Origin of the sequence: Azospirillum oryzae (assembly GCF_008364795.1) — a bacterium.
Lineage (GTDB): Bacteria > Pseudomonadota > Alphaproteobacteria > Azospirillales > Azospirillaceae > Azospirillum > Azospirillum oryzae.
The window spans coordinates 968,010-994,116 of record NZ_VTTM01000002.1 but is presented as its reverse complement, the minus strand read 5'-3'; the positions used below and the strand labels follow the sequence as shown (position 1 = coordinate 994,116).

Below are 26,107 nucleotides of genomic sequence, written 5' to 3'. Positions count from 1 at the left end.
GCGAATTCGCAAGGGGATGGCCAATCCTTGTAGACTATTCCTGGGTAGATTCACCCTGAGCACGGTCCCGAGCAAGCCATCCCCTACCCCACCGGAAACCGCAGCACGAAGCGCGTCCCCCTCCCCTCGCCGTCCTCCAGCGCGATGCTGCCGCGCATGGTGCCGGTCATGATGTTGGCGCAGATGCTGAGGCCCAGGCCGCTGGCGCCCATGCCCCGCTTGGTCGTGAAGAAGGGGTCGAAGATGCGGGAGCGGATGTCGGCGGGGATGCCCTTGCCGTCGTCGGCGTAATGCATCTCGATCCAGCCGGCCGGCTGCTCGCGGGCGGACAGCAGGATGCGGCCGGGCTCGCCCTCGTCAAAGGCGTGGACCAGGGCGTTGATGATCAGGTTCGACAGCACCTGCGCGAAGGAACCGGGATAGCCGTCGACGATCAGGCCGGTGGGAATGTCCAGTTCCACAGACACGCGGGTGCGGCGCAGGCGGGGGCGCAGGCTCAGCAGGACCTCGTCGACATAGGCGGCAAGGTCGAAGGCGCGGCGCTCGCCGCTGGCCTGATCGGAGGCGACCTGCTTGAAGCTCTGGATCAGGCCGGTGGCGCGCTCCACGTTCGACAGGATCATCCGCGTCGATTCCCATGCGACGTCCAGGAATTCCTGGAAATCGCTGCGGCGGATGCGGTTCTCCTCGAACAATGTGCGGATGCGGCCGACCTCCTCCGCCAGATGGGAGATGGCGGTCAGGGTGACGCCGATGGGGGTGTTCACCTCATGCGCCACGCCGGCGACCAGTTGGGCCAGCGAAGACAGCTTCTCCGCCTGGATCAGGCTGGCCTGGGCGTCGCGCAGTTCGGCTTCCGCCCGCTTTCTCGCAGTGATGTCCAGTGCCACGGTGACGATGTGGGTAACCTCGCCGTCATCGTCGGTCAGCGGCATCTTGGTGGTCAGCCAGTCGCGCATCGCGCCGTCGCCGTCGGGGGCGCGGTCCTCGTGGAAGGGGACTCCCTGGCCGCTGTCCACCACCAGCCGGTCGAGAGCGATGGCGCGGTCCGTGGATGGGCCGGGCGGCGGGGCGGCGGCGGGACCATAGGTCTCGCGGTAGTAGCGGTTGGTCAGGCGCACCGTGCCGTCGCGGTCCTTCACGTCGATCAGGGCCGGAATGGCGTCGATCACCCCAGTCAGGATCTCGCGGCTCTGGCGCAGCGCCTCGTCGGCGATCAGGCGGTCGGTGATGTCGGTGAAGGTCCGCACCTGCCCGCCGTCCGGCAGCGGCACCACCCGCACCTCGATGAAGCGGCCGTCGCCCTGGGGCCGGGCATAGACGAACTCCCGTTCCGGCCGGCCGATGCGGTCCATCAGATAAACGGTCTTGGCGTCCAGGTCGTCGCCGAAGTCGGGGGCGCCGGACGGCAGGCCGACCATGCCGCTGGCGATCTGGTGCCGCACCAGATCAGGCAACGCCGGGTTGGCGCGTATCACCTCCTCGGTGACGCCCAATATGTCCAGCGCGTTGCTGTTCCAGGCGATGTAATGCAGGTCGCGGTCGAGCAGGACGATGCCCTGCCCCATATTCTCCAGCGTCAGGCGCAGCAGGTGGCGCTGGGTGGCAAGGTCGTCCTCCGCCCGCCGCCGCTCGGTCACGTCGGAGTAGGTACGGACGAAGCCGCCGCCGGAGGTCGGGCGGGTCCGCACCTCCAGCACCCGGCCATTGGGGCGGCGGTGCTCGTACAGAGGCGGGTCGGCGCGGAGCGCGCGATCCAGATGGCGGGCGGCGATGGCCTCGGGGTCGCCGGGACCGTATTCGCCGCGTTGGGCCAGGTAACGGACGATACGGGCATAGTCGGCGCCGGGAATGTAGCCGCGCGGCACCTCGAACATCTCGTACATCCGGCCGTTGATGACGCGCACTGTCAGGTCGGCATCGACCAGCATGACGCCCTGGTCCATCTGCTCCAAAGCCAGCACGGCGAGATCGTCGCCGGCCGCGGGCTCCGGCCCAGGTCCGTCACCAGGAAGGGGACGGGTCGTCGGTAGGTCGGGAATCTGGGCTGGCAAGGTCTGCGCGCCATCCATCGTTTTGCTGGTCCGCTATCGAACGGGCTACTGTAACAGCCCCATTCACTCCTGCCGAGTTCTCCTCTGCGCCATGGAGTCGCAATCCGGGGACATTTGTGGGGCATTTTAAGTATTTCGGAACCTTTGCCGCACTACCCTGTTTCGAATCGCCGGTGGTTTGTGCAAGATCGCCGGATGAGCGATACTGCTTGAGCGATGCATCACTACTCCGTCTCCCATTGGCAGTTCTGAGGTAACCGCCCCTTGTCCGGACTGGCCGCCCTTCCCGCACCGACCGGCGCGTCGCCCAACGCGGGCCTCGCGAAGCTGCGTCAGATGCTGGCGAGCGACGCCGCGGCGGTCCAGCCGATCCGCCGCATCCCAGGCGAGGAGGAACGCAAACGCGGCAAGGACGGCACCGAGGCGACCGGCGACGCCCTGCAGAGCAGCGGGCGCGCCGATGCCGACTCGACGGCGACACGGGCGAAATCGTCGGCCAGCTCGACCGGCGGATTTGCCATCGGCGGTGCGGATGAGAACGCCGGACCGGTCAATGGCGGGCCGGTGCCGCTGAACGCACTTCCCAATGCCGGCTATGTCGCGCAAAGCATCCATCAGGAAGCCATGGGCAGTGGCTTGACCATCGAACCCTGGTCGGAGGCCATCGACGCCTACCGCCGCGCCGATGCCGGGGTGAACACGCCGATGGTCACGCAGATCGCGGTGTAAGCCTCCCCCCTGTTGCCGCCTCAATCGTCCCCACTGGCCGGCATCGGGCCATGGGGCACGTCCGCCTTGCGGCTGCGGAACAGGTTGCCGACGAAGTGGCCGAAATCTTCCATGTAGAGGTAGAGCGACGGCGTGATGTAGAGCGTCAGCACCTGCGACACGCACAGCCCGCCGACCACGGCGAGGCCCAGGGGCTGGCGCAGTTCGGCGGCGGCACCGTGGGCGATGGCGATGGGCAGGGTGCCCATGATCGCCGCCATGGTGGTCATCATGATCGGGCGGAAGCGCAGCAGGCAGGCCTGCTCGATGGCGTCGCGCGCCGCCATGCCGTTGCGCCGGGCCTCCACCGCGAAGTCGATCATCATGATCGCGTTCTTCTTCACGATGCCGATCAGCATCAGGATACCGATGATGGCGATGACGCTGAGTTCGGTGTCGAACAGAATCAGCGTTGCCAGCGCCCCGATGGCCGCCGAGGGCAGGCCCGACAGGATGGTCAGCGGGTGGATGAAGCTTTCATAAAGCACGCCCAGCACGATGTAGATCACCAGCACCGCCGCCGCCAGCAGCAGGGCCTGCCCGGACTGGGCATCCTGGAACACCTGCGCGGTGCCGGCGAAGCCGGTGGTGATGGTGGCGGGCAGCCCCATCTCGCGCTCCGCCCCGCGGATCAGGTCGACCGCCTGCCCAAGCGAGGCGCCGGGGGCCAGGTTGAAGGACAGGGTGACGGCGGGAAGCTGCCCTTGGTGCGCCACCGCCAGCGGGCCGGCCGTGCGCTCCACCCGCGCGAAGGCGTCGAGCGGCACCAGCTTGCCGCTGGTGGCGGAACGGACATAGATGCGCGACAGCGAACTGTCGTCGCCCTGGTATTTCGGCTCCAGCTCGATCAGCACCTGATAATCGTTGCTGGGGGTGTAGATGGTCGAGACCTGCCGCTGGCCGAAGGCGCTGTAGAGGGTCGAGCGCACCTGATCGACGCCGATGCCCAGCGTCGCCGCCTTTTCGCGGTCGATGTGGACATAGGCCTGCGGGTTGTTTAGCTGAAGGTCGCTGGTCACGTCCTGCAGGATCGGGATGCCGCGCAGCGCCTGCTCCAGCCGGTCGGACCACTGGTACAGCTCGTCCAGATCCAGGCCCTGGATGGTGTACTGGTAGAGGCTCTTTGACGACCGGCCGCCGATGCGCAGGTTCTGCACCGGCTGCATGTAGACCGCCATGCCGGGGATGCCGGCGACCTGACGGCGAAGCTGCTGGATCACCTCGGTCGCCGACGGACGCTCGTCGCGCGGCTTCAGGGTGATGAACATGCGGCCCATGTTGCCGGTGTTGCCGCCGGTCCCGACGGAGGAGATGACGTCCACCACCGCCGGGTTGGCCTTGACGATGGCGGCGACCTGCTGCTGCCGTTCCGCCATGGCCGGGAAGGCGATATCGGCCCGCGCCTCCGTCGTCACAAAGATCTGGCCGATGTCCTCGGTCGGGAAGAAGCCCTTGGGGATCGCCTGATAGAGCAGGACGGTGCCGATGATGGTGCCGATCATCACCAGCCCCATCAGCGGCCGGTGGCGCAAGGTCCAGCGCAGCGTGCGGCCATAGCCGTTCAGCAGGGCGGAAAAGCCCGCCTCCAGCGTGCGGCCGAACCAGTTCTCCTTCTGGTCATGGGCATGGGTGAGGAAGCGCGAGCACATCATCGGCGTCAGCGTCAGCGACACGAAGGCCGAGGCTGCGATCGCCATCGTCACGACCAGGGCGAATTCGTGGAACAGCCGCCCGACCACGCCGCCCATCAGCAGGATCGGGATGAAGACCGCGACCAGCGACAGCGTGATCGACAGGATGGTGAAGCCGATCTCGCGCGAGCCCTTGATCGCGGCATCGAACGGCTTCATCCCCTCTTCGACGTAGCGGACGATGTTCTCCATCATGACGATGGCGTCGTCCACCACGAGCCCGACCGCCAGCGTCAGCGCCATCAGCGAGATGTTGTCGACGGAAAAGCCCAGCAGATGCATGCCGCCCGCCGTCGCGATCAGCGAGATCGGCACGGCCAGCGCCGGGATCAGCGTCGCCGACAGTCGGCGCAGGAACAGGAAGATCACCAGAACGACCAGCACGATGGTGAGGGCAAGCGTGAACTGCACGTCCTCCACCGCTTGCCTGATCGATTGCGACCGATCGTTTACCACCTGGATGGCGGTCGACGCCGGAAGCTGGGCCTGGAACACCGGCACCAGTTCGCGCACACGGTCCACCACGTCGACGGTGTTGGCGTCGGGCTGGCGCTGCACCGCCAGCATGATGCTGCGGGTGCCGTTCAGCCAGCTGGCGGTTCGGTCGTTCTCCACGCTGTCCAGCACCTTCGCCACGTCGCCCAGCCGCACGGGGGCGTTGTTGCGGTAGGCGACGATCTGCTGGCGAAAGGCGTCGGCATCGGGAAGCTGCGGGTTGGCCGCGATCACCAGCTGCTGCTGCTGGCCGGTCAGGGTGCCGACGGGCGTGTTGGCGTTGGCGGCGGCCAGCGCCTTCTGCAGCTCGTCGATGCCGATGCCGCGCAGGGCCAGCGCGTTGGGGTTGACCTGTACCCGCACCGCATATTTCTGCGAGCCGTAGATCTGCACCTGGGCCACGCCCGGCAGGGTCGCGACCTTGGGCTGGATCAACGTCTCGGCGATGTCGTTCAGGCGCGCCAGCGGCAGGGTCGGCGAGTTCAGCGACAGGAACAGGATCGGCTGGTCGGCCGGGTTTACCTTGCGGTAGCTGGGCGGGGTCGTCATCTCCGCCGGCAGCCGGCGCTGGGTGCGGGCGATGGCCGCCTGCACATCGGCCGCCGCCGCGTCGATGTCGCGTTCCAGCACGAACTGGATGGTGATGCTGGTGCTGCCGAGCGTGCTGTTCGAGGTGATGGTGTCGATGCCGGCGATGGTGGAGAACTCGCGCTCCAGCGGACTGGCGATCGATGCCGCCATCGTCTCCGGCGAGGCGCCGGGCAGGCTGGCGCTGACGCTGATGACCGGGAAATCCACCCGAGGCAGCGCCGCGGTGGGCAGCTGGCGGTAGGCCGCCAGACCGCTCAGCACCAGGGCCGCCGTCAGGAGAATGGTCATCACCGGACGGCGGATGCAGAGTTCGGAGAGGTTCACGTCGCACCCCCGGCGGTCTGCGTCCGGGTACCGGCGGTCTCCTCGACAGCAGAGCCCTTGGCGGCGGAACCCTGGGCGGCGGAGCCCTGGCGCCGGCCGCCTTCGGCCGTGGGAGCGGCCGGCTTGCCGGCGCGTTCGCTGATCTTGGCGCCGGGGAACAGGCGCGACTGGCCGTCGACCACCACCCGCTCCCCCGCCTGCAGGCCGGAGGCGACGACGCTGAGGCCGCCGTGGCTGCGCTCGATGGTGACCGGGCGGACCTCCACCGTCTCGTCGGCCTTGACGACATAGACGAAGCGGCCCTTCTGGCCGGTCTGCACCGCCAGATCGGGGATGGTGAGCGCGTCCTGCTCGACCCGCAGGGTCAGGGCGGTGTCGACGAACTGGCCCGGCCACAGCCGGGTATCGGCGTTCGGGAACTCGCCCTTCACCAGGATTGTGCCCGTCTGCTGATCGACCTGACTGTCGACGAAGGACAGCTTGCCCTGGGCCTTCTCGCCGTGGCCGCCGGCGATGCTGGCGGTGACCGGAAGCGATCCGGCGGCCATTGCGGCGCGGATCGCCGGCAGATGCTTTTCCGGGACGTTGAAGGAGACGTTGATCGGGCGCAGCTGGGTCAGGGTGACCAGCGGGTTGGCGTCGGCGGCGCGCACCATGGTGCCGACCTTGGCGGTTATCGTGCCGGTGCGGCCGTCCATCGGCGCGGTGATGCGGGTGAAGCTGAGCGACACCTTCGCCGCCTCGATCGCCGCGAGGTCGGCCTTCACCGTCCCTTCCAGCGCATCGGCGGTGGCGACGGCGGCGTCGTAGGTGGTGCGGGAGATGGCGCTGGTGCGGACCAGCTCGCCATAGCGCTTCACGTCGCCCCTGGCCTTGTCCAGATTGGCGCGGTCGCGCTCCAGATTGGCCTGGGCCTGACGCAGCTGGGCGTCGAGAGAGCGGCTGTCGAGCGTGAACAGCGTGTCGCCGGCCTTCACCTCCTGTCCCTCGGTGAAGGCAACCGTATCCACCACGCTGTCGACGCGGGCCTTGATCGCGATGGCGGCGATGGGCTGGACACTGCCGATGGTGACGATCTGTTCCGGCACGGCCTGCACCGCCACCGTCTGGGTCACCACCGGCACGGTGCGGGCGGATGCCTGCGCCTGCAAGTTCGGCCCATTCCCCGCCGTGCTATGGCCACCTGCCCCGGCATTGTGGAAGGCATACCAGTAGTACCCGCCGCCGCCGATCAGCGCGGCGATCAGCAGGACCAGGAAAAACCGTCTCATCGGATGGGACTCCAAACGCCGGAGCCTGTGGCCGGCAAACGCTTATATGAAGGGGGGCAGGTTGGTTATGCCGGACATCAGAAGATCGATGACGGAGCGCTCCAGCGCCTCGCGCGGGCGGTCGCCCACCTGCATGATCCCGCCACGGACCATGCCGATGATCAGCAACGGAACGATTTCCAGGTCGATCTTGCGGAATTCGCCCGACTGCATGCCATCCGCCAGGACCTGCTGCAGGGCCGTCGCGCTGCGCTGGCTGCGGCGGCGCAGGATGCGGCGGGTGCGGTCGGCCAGATCGGACTGATCGCCGCCCAGAAGCTTCAGCGTCTGCAGCTGCTCGCTCAGCGTATCGACCAGGGCGGAGACCATCGCCGACAGGCGAACGGAAGCGGGAACCTGCTGCGGCGCCAGTTCGGCGTTCAGCTTGTGCTCCAGCCCACCCAGCGCCCGTTCGAGCGATTCCAGATACAGTTCTTCCTTGGAGGGGAAGTAGCGGTAGAGCGTGGCCTTGCCCACGCCAGCCCGCTTCGCCACCTCCTCTACCTGGACGGAGGCGTAATCGCGGCCGGCAAACAGCTCCGCCGCGGCGTTGAGGATCACCTCGCGCCGGCGAGCGCGCCAGTCAGGTATCTCTTCCGCATCAAGAGGCATGAATGGAACTCACGGGTTTCAAAAACTGACGATAGTCGAGATCCTTAGAGTGTCAAGGAACCAGTCTCCAAGAAAAATGAATTCCACGTCATCTGTGGAAAACCCTTGCCCGGCAACGGACTGACGGCGTCACCGCGGCAGGCGCCGTCCCCTAATGAAACGGGCGCGAAGCCCGACCCGCCCAGGCGGAGATGCCTGGGAGGCCGGTCTTCGCGCCCTTGCGGCAGCATGCGATGCCTGCCGGTCAGCTCCGCGTGGTGGGAGAGCGGCCGGTGCCGCTGGAGCCGGTCACGCCGGTTGTGGAGCCGGCCATCGACCCCGTACCCGCCGAGGCGCCGGCCGGGCCGCCGCTGGTGCCGGCACCCAGCCCGCCGGCGGTGCCGGTGGTGGTGTCGGAGCCCTGATGCCCGCCGGTGGTTCCGGACATCGATCCAGAGGTGGTGCCGCTGCCCGCGGTCGCCATGGCGGAGGCGCCGGCGCCGGTGGAGCTGCCCCAGCCGGTGCCGCCCTGGCTTCCGGTCTGGCTGCGGACGCGCAGGTTGTTCTGCACATGGGTGACGCCGGACACCGATTCGGCGACATCCTCGGCGCGGCGCTTGGTGTGGCGGTCGGGGACCATGCCGGTCAGCGTCACCTCGCCGCCGCTGACCGTCACCTCGATGTCGGAGGCGTCGACATAAGCGTCGTCGGTCAGGCGGTCGCTGACGTCCTCGCGCACCCGATCGTCGGAACGGCTGTAGCCGCGCGGGCCCCGGCCTCTATGCTGGGCGGCACGGCGTTCGTCCTCGTGGCGGCGCCGCTCGGCATCGTCGTCGCCGAACCAGGAGGCGATCTCGTCGCCGGCCTGTTCCCAGAAGCCGCGATCGCGGTTCCGGCCACGGTCGTCGCCCCGGCGCTCGTACCGGTCGTCGGCATAGCCGCCGCCATAATCGCGGCGGCCTTCCCCGCCGCGGAACATGGTGCCGCGGTCCTCGCCCCAGGAGCGGTTGCGGTCGTCAGACCCATAGCCGACGCCATAGCCACCCTGGGAACCATAGCCGCGCGAGCCGTAATCGCGGTTGCGATCGTCGCGCTCGCCATACTCCCGCCCGCCATAGCCGAGCGAGCCGCGGCCACGCACGCCGCGGTCGTTCTCGCCATAGGGGCGCACGCCGTAATCGCGGTCTCGGTAATCGGCGCTGCCGATGTCGCGGCTGGTATAGTTGCCCTCGGTCCCGGCATTGCCGGCCCCGGCATAGCCGCCATAACCGCTGCCGCCGGAGCGCCCGCCATAGCCGGCGCCGTAGCCGCCGCGGTTCATGTCACGGCCGCCGCCGAAGTTGCGGTCATAAACTCGTTCCGTCTCGCGGGAGGTATCGCCACGGCGGTCGTCGCTGTCAAAACGGGACTCGCGGCCGTAGCTGCCGGATTCGTTGCCGACGTGCCCGCCGTAACCGGCATCGCGGTAGCTGCGGCCCTGGTCGTCCTGGTGGCGGTGGGCCTGCGGACGATACATGCTTTCGTGACGGTGGTCGTCGTCCTGGCCATAGACGCCGCTGCGCTGCGGCCCCTCGCCCCAGTCGCGATGCCGGTTCGGCTCCCGGTCGTCGTCGCGCCAGTCGCGGCCTTCGCCCCGCCACCGATTCTCATACTGCGCCATCGTGGTCGGCTCCCTCATTTCCGGATTCTTGGAGTGCGGGCTTCGCGTCACGCATGGCGTGGGCGCGCCCGTCCTTCCCCGAACAACAGGAGCGGTCAAACGGCGTTCCGGATTTTCAGCAGCCGGCCCCCGGCGATCCCGAGAGTTCTGGCACGGTACTTGCGTGGTGGAGAGCGGTTGGTTCCACGCATCACTTGCGGCTTCGGCGCTTCATGCACCGAAGCCGTTTTCTTTTGCGCCCCATTATTGGGCAGACGCCTCGATCTGCTTAATTTGGCAGCGGCTGGTCGAGCAGACGGGCAACCGCGGCTCCCAACTCTTCGTTGAGGAAAGGCTTGTAGATGATCTCATCCGCATTGAACATGCGCGTCATCTTCAGCAGATAGCCCGCCGGCATGTTGGGTGCCCCGCCGGACATGGCGAGGATCTTCACCTCGGGCTGGGCGTTGCGCGCGGCCTTGATCAGTTCGATCCCGTCGACCTCGGGCATCAGCACGTCGGTGACGATCAGGTCGAAGCTGCGGCGGTCAAGCGCGCGGATGGCCGCACGTCCGTTCTCCGCCTCCGTCACCTCGAAACCGCGCCCTTCCAGATAGCCGGCAACGGACAAACGGACGGCCGGAGAATCCTCGACGACCAGGATGTTGGGCCGAATGGCACTTCCCATCATGCACCCGGTTCCTTTTGGGAACCGCCTTATCGAAAAGCCGGCAACGGCCGGCGGAAGCCCGCCCCCTTATCCCCTCACCCGCCGAGTGCCGCGACCGCCGCAGCCGCGTCGGCGTGGATCTCGAACAGGGACGAGAAGCCGCTGACGTCGAACACCTCGCGGATGTGCGGCGCCATGGCCGAAAGGGCGATCGAACCGCGCTTCGTCCGTGCCGCCTTGGCGGCGACCAGCAGGCAACGTAGCCCGGCTGAACTGATGTAGGAAAGCTGGGCCATATCGACAACAAGCCGCGTGCCTTCGGCACCGATGGCCGACAGCAGAGCCGATTCGAATTCGCCGGCATTGCCGCTGTCGATCCGACCCTCCGCCCGCAGAACGGTGACGCCGTTGACCGACTGTTCGGTGATGTTCATACCCTGCCCTCGCCTCGTATTACCACATTGGTGCTTATACCATGTCGGCAGTCGCCCGACGATGCATTCGCGGTGCAGCGAATGATTCCTCCCGGCCGCCGCCGTCAGGCGACCGGATCGGACAGCGCCGCCAGGGCGGACACCGGAGCGTCCGCCGCCCCGCGCCAGCGCAGGACGAGACAGGTGATGTCGTCGGACTGCGGCGCACCGGCGGTGAACCGGGCCACGTCGGTCAGCACCCCGTCCAGCCCGTCGCGGGCGGACGCGCTGGACTGGCCGGCGACCGCGGCGGCAAGACGGGGGTCGCCATACATCACATTCTCGCCGTTGAACGCCTCGGTGACGCCGTCGGTGAACAGAAAGACCATGTCGCCGGTGTCGAGCATGAGGCTCTTCTCGCCGAATGGCATGTCGGGCATGGCGGCCAGCGCGATGCCGGGGGTGCGCTCCAGCTCCTTCACCGTCCCGGACGCGGTCATGCGCAGCGGCGGGTTGTGGCCGCCGTTGGAATAGGCCAGCACGCCAGTGCGCAGGTCCAGCTCGCCATAGAAGACGGTGACGAACATCATCTGTTCGTTCTCCGCCGCCAGCAGGTTGTTGACCCGGCGCATCGTCTCAGCCGGGCCGACGCCCGATTCGGCGATGGCGCGCAGCATCGTGCGGGTGATCAGCATGAAGAAGGCCGCCGGGATGCCCTTGCCCGACACGTCGGCGATGACCAGCGCCACCTTGTGCTCGGAGATCGGGAAGAAATCGTAGAAATCGCCGCCGACCTCCTTGGCCGGGATCATGCGCGCCGCGATGTCCAGCTCGGCCAGATCGGGGAAGACCTGGGGCAGGATGGTCAGCTGCATGGTGCGGGCGATTTCCAGCTCCTGCTGCAGGCTGATGAGACGGCGCTTGTCTTCCAAGGCCTCGCGCAAGTCGCGCACCATCTGGGTCAGCTGCACCTGCTGGGTGCTGACCCGCGTCGCCAGACGGGAGAAGCCCAGCGCCAGCAGGCCAAGTTCGTCGCCCACCCCCTTGGATTGCGCGGATTGGGTGTCGTGGGTCTCCGCCTCGATCTGGCGAAGCTCCTCCAACAGCGTCTGGCGGGCGTCCTCCTCCAGCGTGACCGCCAGCGCCTCCATCTGGCGGCGGATGAAGCGCTGCTGGCGGCGCAGGCGGCGTTCGCGCTGGCCGGCGCTGCGCTCAATCTCGCGCATCACGCCGCGGAAGACCTCCACCGCGCCGGCGATCCGGCCGATCTCGTCATTGCCGGCCGGCAGCTCGACATAGCCCATGACGCGGCCGTGGGAGAGGTCCTGAAGCGCCTTCACCGCCCCGTCGAGCGTGGAGAAGTTCCGCCGCAGGAAGCCGTAGAGCAATCCCAGCGCGCCCAGCAGCACCAGCCCGACCGCCGCGACATAGGCGACCGACCACAGTGCCTGCTCCTCCACCGCCTGGGTGACGTCGGTGGCGATCAGCACGGTGGCGACGCGCCCGCCGGCGAGATCGGCGACCGGCAGGCTGGCCAGCGCGTAGCGGCGCCCGCCGTCGGCGACATGGGCGATGCTGCGCTCCGCCGGGCGGACCAGCGGCTTCACCGCCGGCCAGAGCGGATCGGTCTCGCCATCCAGTGCGGCACCGCTGCGGCTGACGGCGAAGACGCGCCCGCCGGTGGTCCGCCGCAGCACGTCGAGCGCCGCGACGAAATCCAAGCCTGCCACCGCCGCACCGGTGACGCCGGCCCCGCTTCCCGCGCCGCCGCCGGCCCCGGTCCCGGCATAGATCGGCACGCCGGCCACCACCACCAGACGCTCGCCATCGACCAGACGGACGCCGCGCGCCAGCTTCTGCCCGGACAGGATGGCATCGAGCGCGCCGCGATTGAGCAGAGGCGCCGGATCGAATGCCGGATCGCTGCTGTAGAGCAGGTCGCCCGATTTCGACAGCAGGTTGACGTCGGTGATGCCGCCGGTGGCGGGGGCGGCGAGAATCCCCAGCGCGGCGACCCGGCGGTCGAGCGCGCCGCGCTCCTCCACCTCCACCGCGCGGGCGATCTCTGCGTCGCCGGCCAACCGGCCGAGGCCCTGGTCGATGCGGCCGACGGCACCCGAGACGGCGAGCTGCCAGGAGGTTTCGAGCCGTGCCAATTCCAGTTCGCGAGCACGGTGGTCGGCGGCGTCCTCTCGCAGCGCGGCGAATCCGAGAAGCAGGCCAGCCACGATGGTGACGGTGGCGAGCACGAACAGGATAATGCGGGTCTGGAGCAGCATGGGGGTCTCTCAGCTCCGCGGAACGACGATGGGCCGCGCCAGCAGCAGGGCCAGCCCGGCGGGAAGCATGGCCGACGCGGCGAGCAACCCGCCATCCCAATCGACCGCCACCGCCCAAAGCAGCGCGGCCAAGGCACCGACCGCCAGCGCCCGCAGGATCGATGGAAGACCACCGTCCCCGGCCTGATGCCGCACATAGGACAGCGCCAGCCCGCCGGCGAAACCTCCCGACAGCGCGCCGAGGAAGCCGGACGCCGGAGCGGACCCAGACGGCGCGGCGATCGCCGAGACCGCCGCCGCCAGCAGAAGCAGCGCGGTCAGCAGAGCGGCGATCCGGCGCAGCCGGGCGGGAATCACGTAACCGGCGGCCAGACCGGCAAGCGCGACCGCCGGCAGGGCGGCGAGCATGCCGCCGGACAGGTCCCCGGCGCCCGGTGCCAGCATCGCCGCGGAGGTCGCAGCCAGCAGGGCGAAGGAATGGATGTCGTCGGCGCGGGAATCGACCTCGCGCCGGGGAGCGGCCTCAAGACCGGAGCCGAGCGCCTCCAGCGCGGAGCGGCGGGTGCGGTCGACGGCCTCGGCGACCTCCGGGTCGAAGACGGCGGCGCGCACCTCCTCCGCATGGGCGGCGAAGCGCTGGCGTCGCTCGTGCAGGCCGAAGACCAGGGCGTTGAAGGAGAAGAGCAGACGGCCGACCTGATCGCGCGGACGGCGGCCCAGCAGCGTGGCGAAACGGCCGGCCGCTGCCTCCTCCATCGCGCGGGCCAGCCGGCGCAGCGGCGCGCGGAAGCTGGCACGGGCCAGCACGCCGGCCAACTCGGCCAGCAGCAGCAGGACCGCCAGACCGCCGAGAGCCACGGTCGCAAGTTCCCCGGCGATCTGGCCGCGCACCTGTCCGGGCTGCACCCCCACCAGCACATGGCCGGCGGGCGGCTGCCCCACCCCGCCGCCACCGCCTTCCGAAGACAGGCGGCCGATACGCACCGGCAGGCGCAGGATCAGGAAACCATCGCGTTCGATCGGCTGGAGGGTCGCGGCGCGTGTCTCCGGCGTCGGCAGGCTGCGCAGCGAGCCGACCAGCGTCTCCATCTCCTTGCGGTCGGGAAGGGAGCCGCCGCTGGCCGCCGATTGGAGAAGCAGGCCGTCGGCGCCGGTCAGAGCCAGGAAACCGATATCCGGGTTGCGGTCGGCGATGCCTTGCAGGAAGGCGCCGACTCCCTCGATCCGCGGAAGCGGGATGCCGTAGCCGATGGCGCGCTCCAGATCGTGCTGCATCGCCTCCGCCACCGCGGCGGCCTTGGCGGCCCGCGCCTCGCCCAGTTGCTCCTGCGCCAGCCAGGTGCCGAGAAGCCCGACCCCGGCCATCGCCAGCGCTGCCGCCAGCAGGATGACCGCGGGAATGCCGAGCATGAAGGAGCGGTGGCTGCGCGATGTCATGCGAGTTCGTCCAGACGGGCGACTTCGCGCTCCGCCTCGTCGAGGATGGTCAGGCGCCGCCGCACCGCATCGGCGAAGGCGGGTGCGGGCAGGCCGAGGGCCTGGGCGGTGGATCGGGTGTCGATCCGGGCGGCGGATGGGGCGGCAACAGCGGTCGCGCCCTCCCCCAGCCCTTCCAGGGCGGCGGCGAGTTCGGCCAGCGAGCGGCGCGGCCCGGCGGCGATCCCCAGCCCGGCCAGCCAGCCGACCAGGGCCAGCGGCAGCACGATCAGCACCGCGCCGATGGACAGGGTCAGGGCATAATGGCGCATCGGCTCGGCCATCGCGCCGGACGGCATGCGCACCAGGACGCTGCCGGCCGCGGTGTCGAAGCTGGTGGCAAGACCGACGCCATAGACCCGCTCGGCCCCGCGCTCCTCCGACCAGAAGCCGCTGACGTCACTTTCGGGACCGTCGGACGCCGATGCCGCGCGGGGCGGCAGCGCCTCCCCCACCTCCACGGCGTTGGTGGAGAAGAGGATGGTGCCGGCCTCGTCGAGGACCGCGACGGACTGGATGCCCGGTAGGGCGGCACGGGCGCGGGCGAGCAGCACATCGACCTGCGGCAGGTCGCCGAGCGCCAGGCCGAGGTTCAGCTGGGTTTCGAGCGAGGTCTTCGCCTCGCTCAGCACGAAGCCGACCTGGGAGGTCACGGCCTCGTCCAGGCGGCGCGCCTGTTCGCGCGTCCACAGCACGACGGCGGACAGGCCGGCGACGAACACCGCCACCGCCACGAACGCCGCCAGCCGCGCCCCGAAACTGCCCGATCCCATCCCGGTCCTCTCCCTCCGGCCACACGCCGATCCGCATCGGCGCGATCAGCGCCACCCAATCAGCGCGGCCCAATCAGCGCGGATCGCGCTCCCGGCCGCACAGTGCGTACCAGCGTTGCGACGCTCCCTCGCCCACCGCGACGCGGCCCCAGACATGACCGCGATCGAACACGTCCCAGCGGGACGCCAGCTCCTCCACCGCGACCAGTTCGGCACTGGCGGTGTCGAAGACCGGGTCGACGGTGAAATCGCGGTGGACCAGCAGCCGCACCAGATCGCCGCCGACGCGGACCAGCCGCTTCGGATAGATGCCGTGCCGCGCCAGATGACCCCAGCTGCGGTGGTTGCGCGTGCTGACGGTGGTGACGAGATGCCGGCGGCCGAGCGCCTCCGCCACTTCGATCCGCCAGTCGATCAGGCGGTGATGCAAACCGCGCCCGCGCTCCGAGGGATCGACCATCGCCGACGACATGTGCGCGACCCAGGGAAGCTCCGCTTCCGGCAGATCGAGATCGCGGCCCCGGTTGGGATCGGCGGCCGACGGCAGGCCCAGCGCGCCATAGGCGACCAGCGCGCCCTTGCGGAAGATGCCGGCGGTCAGGCCGCGGTCGCCCAGATGGTCGGCGACGAAGTTCCCGACCTCCCCCGCCATGCGGTAATGGTCGGGGTCCTCCAGCGTCGCCACCACGCGGACGCGGAAGTCGGCGAGCAGATTGGAATCGTCCAGGTCCATCATGCGGACGGTCAGCCCGTCCGGCAGGTTGGCGGCCAGCGCCCGCAGGCGGACGGCGGCGACCGCGCGCGCGGCGTCGCCGCGCAAGGGGATCGCGCCGAACGGCAGGGGGACGGGGGGCAGGACGCTCATAATTCGCCACTCACGATTCGATGATTTCCGCGAAATTTAGGAGGCCGATGGGCGGGTAATATTCCAGCGACCGCACCGTTGCCATGTTGATGATGACGGAGAAGCGCTTCAGCGTTTCCACCGGGATTTCGGCCGGCTTGACGCCGTCCAGCAGGATCTGCGCCGCCTTGAAGGCGGTGAAGCGGCCGATGCCGTAGGCGCTGCTCGCCAGCGCCAGCATCGCCTTGTCGGTGCGCACGATCAGCTCGGTGACGGAGAAGGTCGGCAGGTGCAGCCGCAACGCCTCCGCCGCCACGACGCTGCGGTTGTGGAAGGCGATGAAGGTGTCGGGGCCGATATACAGCATCTCCGCCCCGCGCTGCGCCGCGCGGGCGATGGCGTCGGGAACCGCGGCGGAAATCGGCTCGCCCCGGTCGTTTAGCGGCACCGGCTCCTCGATCAGTTCCAGCCCGCGCAACGCCGTCTCCGCCCGCAGCCCCTCGATGGTGAGGACGGAGTTGCGTTCCTGCGGGTTGTAGACGACGCCCAGCCGCTTGATCGGACGGTAAGCCTGGATGGTGTTCAACTGGACCGCGATGGGGGCGATGTGGATGGTGCCGGTGACGTTGCGCCCCGAACGGGCGAGGTCGGGTACGATCTTCGCATCCACCGGGGCGGCGACGAAGGTGAAGACGACCGGGATGTCGGTGACGTATTTGCGCGGATCGGGCTGGTCGAACGGACCGATCAGGCCGCGGGTCTGCGGCGTGCCCCAGCTGTAGATCAGATCGGGACGGGTATCCTTGATCTCTTCGATGATGCCCGGCAGCTTGGCGGTGTCGCCGCCGGTGTTGCGGATGGTGTAGTCGACCTTCAGGCCGCGGCGGGCCAGATAGTCCTTGAAGCCATATTCATTGTCGCTCTCGCCGCGACCCAGCACCATGGTGATGCGGAAGGTCCTGTCCGGCACAGCGGCGGCGAGCGCCGACCCGATCAGCGAGTTGCCGGCCAGCGGCAGGCCCGGCAGCGCCAGCCCACCGGCGGCCAGCCGCAGCAGCGAACGGCGACGGATGCGGAGGAGGTCGTCCTCGTCGAAGAAGTTAGCGCTCATCGCGGTCAAGCCTCCTGCGGCCGGGTCGCCGGGGTGGCCGGCCGGCCGGTGCGAAAGAGAATCCAGAACAGCAGGGCACTCGCCCCGCACAGAAGGCCGATGCCCAGCATCGCCTCCCGGTAGGAGGTGGCGACCGCCACCGCCATCGCGGTGACGGGGCCGAGCGCGCCGCCGAGCCGCTCGATCAGCCGGTACCAGCCGATGGCCGCGGTCTCCTGCAGGCCGCCCTCGCGGGCGATCTGCGAGACCAGCGTCAGCTGCGGCGCGCCGACCAGCGCCTGGGACAGCCCGAACAGGGCGATGGCCAGCGGCGGCCCCCACAGCGCCTCGGTGGCGACGATGGGCAGGCAACTGGCCAGCGTGCCGATGCCGCCGGCGGCGATGAAGCCGCGCCGCGCCTGCCAGCGGTCGGACAGGCTGGCGGCCAGCGGCGACACCAGGATGAAGGCGACGAAATACATCATCTGCACCCGGCCGATCTCCGCCTTGGTGGCACCGTCGGCGGTCAGCAGCAATGGCACGAGGCAGAAGAGGAAGGCGGTGGAGGCGATCTTGGTCGGGATCGCGCTCAGCACCATCAGGGCGGAGAAGCGGAAATCGCGGAACAGCGGCAGCGCGCTGCCCATCGCCGGACGCGGCGCGGCGCCGGCCGGACGCGCCGCCGAACGGCCACGCAGGAGCAGCAGGCTGACCGACAGGCCGGACCCCAGCGCCAGGACCGCGCCCAGCAGGAAGGTGGCGCGGAAGCCCGCCTGATCGGCGATGATGCCGCCGCCGACCGGACCGCAGACGCCGGCCGCCAGCAGGGCGCCGATGAACATCGCCATGCCGGCCGCCCGGTTGCGCGGCGTGGTGTGGTCCACCACGATGCCCTGCGCGGTGATGAGCACCAACCCGTAGCCGAGCGCGGTCAGGCAGCGCCACAGCATCAGTTCGAACAGCGAGTCGGCATAGGCGGTCAGCGCCAGGCTGACGGAGCCGAGCAGCGCCCCGATGGTGAAGGAACGCGCCCTGCCCCAGCGTTCGGAGAAGCGCGCGCCGCCCGGCTGCGACAGCGCCCAGATCAGCATGAACAGCGTGATCGGCAGGCTGACCACCATGTCCGGCGTCAGCCAGGGCACCTCGCCGGCGAAGGATTTGGCATAGGCCGGCAGGAAGGGTCGCGACAGCTCCTCCGACAGGCAGAACAGGAAGACCGGCAGACGCAGGAAGACGAGGTTCAGCGGTGTCGGCGGCGGCGTCGCGGACTGCGGATCGCGGAAGCGGAAACGGCTGGCGAGCGCCGCCAGCCCGGCCTCCGCCCGGTCGACCCGCGGATCGTCGTTGCCCAGCCGCCGCCGCAGGTCCGCCACCCGCGCGGCAAGGCCGGCATGGCGGGCATTCACGCTGTCGAGCGCGGCGCGCACGCCGCCCTCCAGCGCGCGGTCGTCATTTGCCCCGGCAGCTTGCGTTCCGGCGGGTTCGGGAATCACCGGCAAGGTGGCGCGGAAATCGCCCTCCTCCGCCCGGTCGGCCAGCAGCCGCAGGGTCAGCACCCGCCGCATGGCGAGATTCACCACCAGCTGCAGCACTTCGAAGATCAGCAGGACGGAGACGATGACCACGGACAGCACGTCGAGCGCCAGATCGGTGGAGGCCTTCGCCAGGAAGGCACTGTCGATGCCGACATGCAGCGCGCCGGCCGCAGCATTCGTTCCACCCAGCGGGTTCTCGACATCGACGAAGCCGCTCACCAGCCGTCCGTCGGCGGGGCCGGACAGCCGGTCGGCCGGCACGGACGACAGCCCGGCGAGCGGCTTGCCCGCCGTCGCCACGATGCGTCCGGCAGGATCGGTCACCGCGATGTAGGCGATGTCGTCGTGGCGATCGACTTCCGCCGCCAGCAGGGCGTCGAGGCCGGCCATGCGGTCCAGCGGGATGCGGACGCCGAGGCCGCGGTCGATCTGCACCGCCAGCAGGCCGCCGACCGTCTGCGCCTTGCGCGCGAGTTCCGGCTGGAACAACGGGTCGAAGCTGCGCAACGACAGCCAGGACGCCGCCCCCGCCGCCACGAGGAGGACCGCCACCGTGACGATGGTCAGCCGCAGCACCAGCGCGCTGATCGGGTCGCGCTGCCGGTCCGGCGCGGCCTTCGCGGCGTTGGACTGTCCTTTTCCGGTCATGGCGCGGCCCCTTTCGGCATCGGCGATGCCATGTTCACCGATGGAATGCCGAGGGGAGCCATCGCATCCAACTCCCGCTCCAGGTCCTCGATGGCCCGGTCGGCGTCGGCGATGCCGTGGTTCAGACGGTCGCGCACCACGCCCAGGGGTGCCGCGCCGGCGGCCAGTCCGCGGCGACCGCCGCCCTGGCGCACGACGACGAAGACGGCGGCGAATGTCGCAAGTGCGGCGATCAGCACCAGGACCAGGGTACCGAAGCGCAGCCCGCCTTCGACCGCCGCGACCCGCGCCTTCAGGCCGGTGAGGGAGGAGCGCAGGATCACCTCGCCCACCGTCTGGCCGAAGCTGTTGCGCACGCCGGTGCCGATGACCAGCACGTCGCCGTCGACGCGCTGGCGCAGCATGCTTCCGGGGTCCTCGTTCCAATGGATCGGGCTGGGGCGGCCGACGCTGTTGCGGTCGGACGCGAACAGCACGATGCCGCGGTCGTCCACCACCTCCACCCCGAGGATCTCCTCGCCGGAGGCGGCGCGTTCGGCCTGCGCCTGCAGATCGACCAGTTCGGACAGGTCGAGCCCGAGCGTCAGCCCGTATTCGACCCGCCGCCTCATCTCGTCCGCCACCACCGTCAGGCGGGACGTCGTGACCTCGCGCAGCTTCTGTTCGAATTTCAGCCCGGACAGGGCGACGGACAGTAGAACCGCCGTCGCCACCGTCGCGGCAATGACGGCGCCCGTGCGCAAGGCCAGCACGCCGCCCAGCCTCATCGCAGCCCTACATGACGAATTGGTGATGCATCAGCCACGGATCGCCCAAAGCTCCATCGCCACTTGGGGGAAGTCACCCGCTAGATGAACCGCGATTCCGCCCGACGTTGCAAGCTGTTTCCAAATCGGGCTACCGCGTTCGAGTTCGAAATACACCGCCCCGGCATGATAGGGCAGTTGCCGGGGTGCGACGGGCAGCGGTCTTACTCGGATGCCGGGCAACTGGACATTGACCAGCTCGCGGATTTGTTCGACCGGACCGATCTTGACCAGCGCCGGGAAATTGCGGCGCAGCGCCTCGCCCGGCATGTCCGCCCGCACCGCCAGCACGAAGGTGGCCGTGGTGATGAGCGAGCGGTCGGCGATGGTGCCGACGCGGATGCCGTATTTGCGTTCCAGCAGGTCGATTGGAATGGCGGTCTGTTCCAGCACCGCGCTGAGCGACCGGCGGATCTCCGCCATCACCGGCTCCATCGTCGCCTGCAGGTCGTCGTGCCGGTAGGGCGGGAACGCGGGTGGCCGCTTGTTGACCGCGGTGAAAGTGGCCAGTTCGCCGGCCAGCGACAGCATCATGCCGTGCAGCCGTTCCGGATGGATGTCGGGCATGCGGGCGATGTTGGCGAACAGCGGTTCGGAGCGGTTGGCGACCTGAAGCATCAGGAAATCGGCCATTTCGCCGGCGCCGCGCCCGTTGGACCCGGCGACGCGGGCGGCCAGCGCCTCCGACCGGCTGTTCAACAGGCCCTGGATCTCGGTTACGTAGCCGGCCAAAGGGGCCAGCGCCTGGACGTTCAGGGCCGGCGGAATGTAGCGCTCGTCGAGCGTGGCCCGGCGATCCGACCGGACCTCCTGGATGCGGGCGAGGCCGAGGCAATGGTAGCCGGCGCGCTCCTGCCGTTCCAGCCGGTAGCGCAGGCGCAGCCGCCCGGTGCGGATGCGCGACACGCTGGCAGACCCGGCGATGGCGTCGACCGTTTCGGTCTCCTCGCCGACATAACGGGTGGCGGCGTCGGCGCTCTCGCCCACCTCGAACTCGACGCCGCCGCGCTGGCGCACCGGCAGCGCCAGATAGACGATGCTGTTCGCCAGCGTCTCCGGCAGGTCGAGCGGCGGCGGCGGATCGTCGTCGTCGGGGATGTTGATCGGCGTCCCATCCTCCAGGATACCCTTGCAGCGCAGCACGGCGAACTTGCCGACGGCCAGAAGCTCGCGGTTGATCGTCAGTTCGCTGATGCCCCAGGCGAAGGGACGCAGGCCCGCCACCCGGCCGCGCACCAGCCGTTCGACATAGCGGTCCTGCTGCTGGAAATGCTGCGCCCGCAGGAACATGCCTTCGGACCAGATGACCTTGTCGTCCCAACTCATGGGCGCTTTCCCTCTTGCAGGCTGGTGGTCGTCGTCATGGGTCGTCCTCCGCCGTCAGCCGCCAAGCGCGTGGCGGTGGATCGGCAGGAGCCGGCGGTAGAGCGCCGCCAGCCGGGTGCCGCCGTCGGCCGTCTCGCCCGTCAGCTCGCGCACCGCCGCCAGCAGGGCCGACTGGTGGGCGGCGCCGTCCGCCGCAGCCGACTGCAGCAGTGCCTCCGCCTCGCCCGGCGGCAAGGCGCGCAGCCGGCTCAGTGCATCGTCGGCATCCGCCGCACGGAGCAGGGGCGAGTTCCCCTGCGTCAGCGTGTCCTCCGGATCGAGGCCGAGCAGCGATTCCAGCGCCGCCTGCCGCCGAACCAGCGACAGCACCACATCGGCCAGCGCGCGGGCCAGAGGGTCGGAACCGGCGCCCGATGCGAAGGCGGATGCGAAGCTGGATTCAGGACCGGTGCCAGCGGCCGGCGGCGCCGAGGGCGCCGGGCGCGCGCCGAAGGCGGGCGGCACCAGCGGATCGTCCGCCCAGTCCTCGGGCGGAAGGCCGTCCGCCAGGGATTGCGGGGGCATTGCAAGGGGCGGTGGCGGGGGCGAGACCGGCGCCGCGGGGAGCGGCGACGGCTGGGCCGGCGGCAGATCGACCGGATCGTCCAGCCAGTCGTCGGGGATCGACTGTCCGCCGGCGGCGCTGCCGCTTCCCTGATCGAAGGCGAGTCGTTCGGGCTCCACGCGGATGGTGCCGAGGCTGTCCGGCGAGAAATCGCGCTGGGCCGCACCGGCCCAGTCGGCATCGCGGCCGTAGGCGTCGGGCTGCGCCACAGCAGCCGTCGGCTGCCAACCGCCGGACGGCTTGCCGCTCCATCGGTCGTCGGCACGCGGCAGGTCGCCGAACAGGTCCTCGTCCTCCGGGATCGGCATCACCGGAACGGCGCCGCTGTTGAAGGCCGACACGGCGAAGGGGTCGTCCTCCGCCGCCTGCGCCGCCTGCGCCGGGGTGTCTGAGCCGCGCAGCACCGCCAGGAAGGGATCGTTGGCGGCCGGCGCCTCCTCCGCGGCGAAGCCGGCGCGCATGACGAAGCCGCCCAGGCGCAGCCGGTCGCCCTCCCCCACCACGGCGGAGTTGCCGCGGCCGATCGGAGCCGGCGCGTCGTTGAGGAAGACGCCGTTGGTCGAGCTGTCGATGACGATGTAGACGCCGCCCTTGAACTCCACCATGCAGTGGATCTTGGACAGCGTCCGTTCCGGATCGTTCAGTATCCAGTCGCAATCGGGACCGCGGCCGATCACCAGCCGGCCGGTGCCGAGGTCGCGGGCGATGTCGGCGCCCTGCGACGGCGGGCATTGGATCAGGGTCAGGCGAAGTTTCATCCGATCACCCTCCCACCTTGCCGCTGCCGCCATTGGCGATGTCCAGTGCCTGGGCCAGCGACGCGTGGTGACGGGCCTTGATCTCCTTCGGGACCGCAGCGGCGGCGAGCAGCACCGCGGCGGCGGCGGCGGTGCCGGTCAGCCCGTCGCCCGGCGGCACCACCACCGCCGCGTCGGGCGGGGCGAGGCTGCCGCCGGACCAGAAGGCCGCCATGGCGGCATTGGCGCAGGCCGTCTCGAAATTCATCGCCTCGGCCGGGGCGAAGCAGGCGCGGCGGTTCTCCTCCGTCGGGCGGAAGACCCAGGCCTCCGCCGCCTCCAGCGCGGCCCCGTCGGCAGGCGCCGGCTCGGCAGGAAGCGCGCCGCGGGCGGCCAGACAGCCCCACCACACCGCCTCGCGCCGCGGCAGCGCGATACCCAGCAGGCGAATGGCGTCCGCATACAGCTCGGCGTCGATCAGCGCCTTCAGGTAGGCGGATGTCGGGGCGTTCGGCGCGAACAGCGCCTTCGCCTCCGCCGACAGGTCCAGCCCCGCGACCGCTTCGGCCGCACGGGCGAAGCGCAACTTCGGCAACAACCCGATGTCCACCGTCCCAAACCCCGCTTGTGAAGACCGCCCCACTCTGGACGGTGTTTCGTCAATTGATGGTTACCACGCCGCCCTTGACCTGGACCATCGCGTCGCCGTTCACCTGCGTCATCGCACCCTTGATCTGCACCTGGCTGTCGCCGGTGACCTTGACCATCAGGCCTTTGACGGTGACGCCGGTCTGGTCGATCTTGACGCTGTTGCCGCCGACCTTCAGCTCGATCGAGGTCGTGGCCTCCATGGTGATCTTGCCGGTGCTGGCCTTCACCGACACGTCGCCCAGCCCGAGCTTCAGCGCATAGTCGCCCTGCTTCACGTCGATCGCCATGTTGCCCTGGCCGACGGTGAGGCTGTCGTTGCCCTGCCCGACCTCCACCGTCCGGTTGCCCTTGCTGACCGTGTGGGTGTCGTTGCCCTTGCTGACGGTGACTGTCCGGTTGCCTTCCCCCACCGTCAGGGACTGGTTGCCGGTCGACACCTCGTGGCTGTCGTTGCCTTCCGACACGGTGACGCTGCGGTTGCCCTTGGCGATGGTGACCGACTCGTTGCCTTCCGACACCGTTTCGGTGCGATTGTTCTTGATGGTGATGGTCTGGTCGTGATCGACGGTCAGCTTGTCGTCGTTCTCCACCATCCGGGTGAAGTCCTTTTGGGCGTGGAAGTAGATCTCCTCCGCGTCCTTCTTGTCCTCGAAACGCAGCTCGTTGAAGGTGGCCGTGTCGCCGCCCTTGCTGGAGCGCGTCTTGATTCCGCTCTGCGTCTTGTTGTCGGGCAGCGTGTAGGGCGGCATGTTCTCCGCGTTGTAGACGCAGCCGACGATCAGGGGCCGGTCGGGATCGCCGCCGATGTAATCGACCAGCACCTCCATGCCAACGCGCGGCGTGAAGATGGTGCCCCAGTTCTTGCCGGCCATGGTCTGGGCGACGCGCAGCCAGACGAAGCTCTTCTCGTCGTTGGTGCCCTTACGGTCCCAATGGAACTGCACCCGCACCCGGCCGTACTTGTCGCAGTAGATCTCCTCGCCGCTGGGGCCGACCACGGTCGCGGTGTCAGGCCCATGGGTGCGCGGGCGCGGCACCGGCGGCGGACGGAACACGGTGGCGTCGGGGATCGCGGCGAAGCGGCAGGAGAAGGAGGGCGGAACGCCGCCGTTGCCCAGATGGCTCTGGTCCTGGGCGCTCAGCGCCAGATCGGTCAGGACATAGCCCTTGCCGACCTCCGCCGTCACCGCATGGCCGGTCATCGAGATCTTGCCGCCGGCGAACAGGCCGCGGTAGGTGGCGCTGCCCTCCACCCGCTCGTATCCGGTCTCAGTCTCCTCCATGCGCAGGCGCGACAGGGTGGTGCCGTCGGCCTTCACCATATGGCCGCCGGGGTAGCCGAACATCTCGTGCGACTTGAAGGCGGGAACGCTGAGCACCGTCGTGGTGCTGGCGGTCAGGTCGGTGCTGGGCGTCTCGAAATTATAGTCCTTCAGCGTCCATTTGCCGGACACGTAGGATTGCGAATGCGCCCAGCCGTCGATGGCCAGCGTGTTGCCCTGCACCGAGGCGGCGTGGATGACATCCTTGTCCAGGCAATCGGTGTAGCCGGACGCGCTGTCGCTCAGCACCAGCGTGTGCTTGCCGGCCTCGTGCTGGAAATAGAAATAGATGCCCTCGTCCTGCAGCAGGCGGGCGATGAAATCGAAGTGCGTCTCGCGGTACTGGACGCAGACCGGCCGGGCGTTGTGGGTGCCGGACAGCCCCTGCTTCTTCACCTCGGTGACGCCGCAGTCGGACAGCATGGCGTCGACGATCTGCACGACGGTCTTCTCCTGGAAGACCTGGCAGTCGGAGCGCAGCGTGGCCAGCCACAGGGTCGGCACGATCTCGGCGGTGTATTGGCGGTAGCCGCGCAGGGCCAGCGGCCCGGCGGAAAAGCTGCTGACGATGCCGTTGACGATGCGGGGATCGCCGCCCTTGCGCGCGATGGACAGCGTCAGCGACTTTCCCAGGATGTCGGCCGGCGCGATCGTCATCCGCGGAGAGATCAGCGTGATGGTGTAGCGGAACAGGCGCGACAGCCCTTCCTCCCCCTCGACGGCCACCGGGATCAGCACGTCCGCGCCCAACGGCGAGGTCAGCGACAGAAGCCGGCCGGTCTGCGAGATGGTGGGCGCATCCGACATGCGGGCTTGGTCCTATGTGTTGGGAAGCAATGCTCGAGGAAGGTCTTGCCCCCACCCTAACCCTCCCCCGCTGGGCGGGGGAGGGAATCTCTCCCTCCCCTGCGAAGCGGGGGAGGGTCGGGGGGGCAAGCGCAGGCGAACTTAGGCGCTCTTGGTCGTCGACAGGTCGTAGGAGACCGAGATCGGCGTGCCGGCCTTGTTCTTGTCGTCGTACGGGATGAACTTGTACTCCATCTTGGTGAAGCTGATGGAGATCGACTCCGACGGACGGTCGCCGCCCGACGACATCGAGTAGGCCGAGACCAGGGCGTTGGTCAGGGTGTACTCGGCATAGGTGTTGCCCGGGCTGCCGGTGGTGACGAGGTGGATCTGCACCTTCTTGCCGATGGCGCCGGTGCAGGATTCGACGAAGAACTTCGGCGAGGAGCTGTCCATCAGCTTGGTGATGGTCACTTCCGACACCGACGGCTCCGAGGCCTCGCGGTTGGCGGTCGAACCCGACGGGGTGCTGATGGCGCGGCCGACGCCCCACTGCAGCGAACCGACGTCCAGCCACTTCTTGTGGGTCTCGTGGGTGGCCTCGCCGTCGATGCCTTCGTACTTGATGTAGATCGCCATGTTGGTCTCCTCGCTCTTTGAAGGTCGGTCTTAACGGGTAAGCTT

Annotated in this window: 20 protein-coding genes; 1 reads left to right on the top strand and 19 read right to left on the bottom strand. The window is 69.2% G+C overall.

The window, feature by feature from the left end:
- Positions 1-83: 83 nt before the first annotated feature.
- Complete coding sequence (locus FZ938_RS10700) at positions 84-2,072, bottom strand: PAS-domain containing protein (protein ID WP_246457383.1); 1,989 nt, start codon at positions 2,070-2,072, stop codon at positions 84-86.
- Between the two features lie 246 nt (positions 2,073-2,318).
- Here FZ938_RS10700 and FZ938_RS10695 point away from each other — a divergent pair, with 246 nt between their 5' ends.
- Positions 2,319-2,783: a hypothetical protein gene (locus FZ938_RS10695; protein ID WP_149198460.1), complete on the top strand. Its 465-nt coding sequence runs from the start codon at positions 2,319-2,321 to the stop codon at positions 2,781-2,783.
- A 20-nt stretch (positions 2,784-2,803) separates the two neighbouring features.
- Here FZ938_RS10695 and FZ938_RS10690 read toward each other — a convergent pair whose 3' ends face one another.
- From FZ938_RS10690 to FZ938_RS10605, 18 genes are all read right to left on the bottom strand, one after another.
- The gene (locus FZ938_RS10690) at positions 2,804-5,923 is read right to left on the bottom strand and encodes an efflux RND transporter permease subunit (RefSeq protein ID WP_149198459.1); all 3,120 of its coding nucleotides are present in this window, start codon (positions 5,921-5,923) and stop codon (positions 2,804-2,806) included.
- The gene (locus tag FZ938_RS10685) at positions 5,920-7,194 is read right to left on the bottom strand and encodes an efflux RND transporter periplasmic adaptor subunit (RefSeq protein ID WP_149198458.1); all 1,275 of its coding nucleotides are present in this window, start codon (positions 7,192-7,194) and stop codon (positions 5,920-5,922) included. Before FZ938_RS10685 ends, FZ938_RS10690 begins: the two co-directional genes overlap by 4 nt.
- A 42-nt stretch (positions 7,195-7,236) precedes the next feature.
- Complete coding sequence (locus FZ938_RS10680) at positions 7,237-7,845, bottom strand: TetR/AcrR family transcriptional regulator (RefSeq protein ID WP_149198457.1); 609 nt, start codon at positions 7,843-7,845, stop codon at positions 7,237-7,239.
- 244 nt (positions 7,846-8,089) lie between these two features.
- Positions 8,090-9,502: a BON domain-containing protein gene (locus FZ938_RS31360; protein ID WP_281399719.1), complete on the bottom strand. Its 1,413-nt coding sequence runs from the start codon at positions 9,500-9,502 to the stop codon at positions 8,090-8,092.
- Positions 9,503-9,752: 250 nt separating this feature from the next.
- Positions 9,753-10,154 (bottom strand): response regulator, encoded by a 402-nt coding sequence (locus FZ938_RS10670; protein WP_149198456.1) that lies wholly within the window; start codon positions 10,152-10,154, stop codon positions 9,753-9,755.
- 74 nt (positions 10,155-10,228) lie between these two features.
- Positions 10,229-10,567, bottom strand: a complete 339-nt coding sequence (locus tag FZ938_RS10665) for an STAS domain-containing protein (RefSeq protein WP_085089672.1) — start codon at positions 10,565-10,567, stop codon at positions 10,229-10,231.
- A 104-nt stretch (positions 10,568-10,671) separates the two neighbouring features.
- A complete protein-coding gene (locus FZ938_RS10660) occupies positions 10,672-12,825 on the bottom strand; it encodes a PP2C family protein-serine/threonine phosphatase (protein WP_149198455.1) in 2,154 nt (717 codons plus the stop codon).
- 9 nt (positions 12,826-12,834) lie between these two features.
- On the bottom strand, positions 12,835-14,262 hold the full coding sequence (locus FZ938_RS10655) for a HAMP domain-containing sensor histidine kinase (RefSeq protein ID WP_149198454.1): 1,428 nt from the start codon (positions 14,260-14,262) through the stop codon (positions 12,835-12,837).
- A complete protein-coding gene (locus tag FZ938_RS10650; RefSeq protein ID WP_149198453.1) occupies positions 14,259-15,074 on the bottom strand; it encodes a hypothetical protein in 816 nt (271 codons plus the stop codon). Before FZ938_RS10650 ends, FZ938_RS10655 begins: the two co-directional genes overlap by 4 nt.
- A gap of 73 nt (positions 15,075-15,147) precedes the next feature.
- A complete protein-coding gene (locus FZ938_RS10645) occupies positions 15,148-15,939 on the bottom strand; it encodes a GNAT family N-acetyltransferase (protein ID WP_149198452.1) in 792 nt (263 codons plus the stop codon).
- Positions 15,940-15,949: 10 nt separating this feature from the next.
- Positions 15,950-17,029: an ABC transporter substrate-binding protein gene (locus tag FZ938_RS10640; protein ID WP_149198451.1), complete on the bottom strand. Its 1,080-nt coding sequence runs from the start codon at positions 17,027-17,029 to the stop codon at positions 15,950-15,952.
- Positions 17,030-17,034: 5 nt separating this feature from the next.
- Positions 17,035-19,191: an MFS transporter gene (locus FZ938_RS10635; RefSeq protein ID WP_149198450.1), complete on the bottom strand. Its 2,157-nt coding sequence runs from the start codon at positions 19,189-19,191 to the stop codon at positions 17,035-17,037.
- Positions 19,188-19,958: a hypothetical protein gene (locus FZ938_RS10630; RefSeq protein WP_149198449.1), complete on the bottom strand. Its 771-nt coding sequence runs from the start codon at positions 19,956-19,958 to the stop codon at positions 19,188-19,190. The genes FZ938_RS10635 and FZ938_RS10630 overlap by 4 nt, the downstream gene beginning before the upstream one ends.
- A 30-nt stretch (positions 19,959-19,988) precedes the next feature.
- Positions 19,989-21,323, bottom strand: a complete 1,335-nt coding sequence (gene tssK / locus FZ938_RS10625) for a type VI secretion system baseplate subunit TssK (RefSeq protein ID WP_109073059.1) — start codon at positions 21,321-21,323, stop codon at positions 19,989-19,991.
- Positions 21,324-21,377: 54 nt separating this feature from the next.
- The gene (locus tag FZ938_RS10620; RefSeq protein WP_149198448.1) at positions 21,378-22,685 is read right to left on the bottom strand and encodes a type VI secretion system-associated FHA domain protein; all 1,308 of its coding nucleotides are present in this window, start codon (positions 22,683-22,685) and stop codon (positions 21,378-21,380) included.
- A 4-nt stretch (positions 22,686-22,689) separates the two neighbouring features.
- Complete coding sequence (locus FZ938_RS10615) at positions 22,690-23,259, bottom strand: DUF6931 family protein (protein WP_246457844.1); 570 nt, start codon at positions 23,257-23,259, stop codon at positions 22,690-22,692.
- Between the two features lie 64 nt (positions 23,260-23,323).
- Positions 23,324-25,444 carry a type VI secretion system Vgr family protein gene (locus tag FZ938_RS10610; RefSeq protein WP_149198446.1) on the bottom strand — a complete coding sequence of 707 codons (2,121 nt, stop codon included), beginning with the start codon at positions 25,442-25,444 and terminating at the stop codon, positions 23,324-23,326.
- 141 nt (positions 25,445-25,585) lie between these two features.
- Positions 25,586-26,062 carry an Hcp family type VI secretion system effector gene (locus tag FZ938_RS10605; protein ID WP_085089684.1) on the bottom strand — a complete coding sequence of 159 codons (477 nt, stop codon included), beginning with the start codon at positions 26,060-26,062 and terminating at the stop codon, positions 25,586-25,588.
- Positions 26,063-26,107 lie beyond the last annotated feature (45 nt).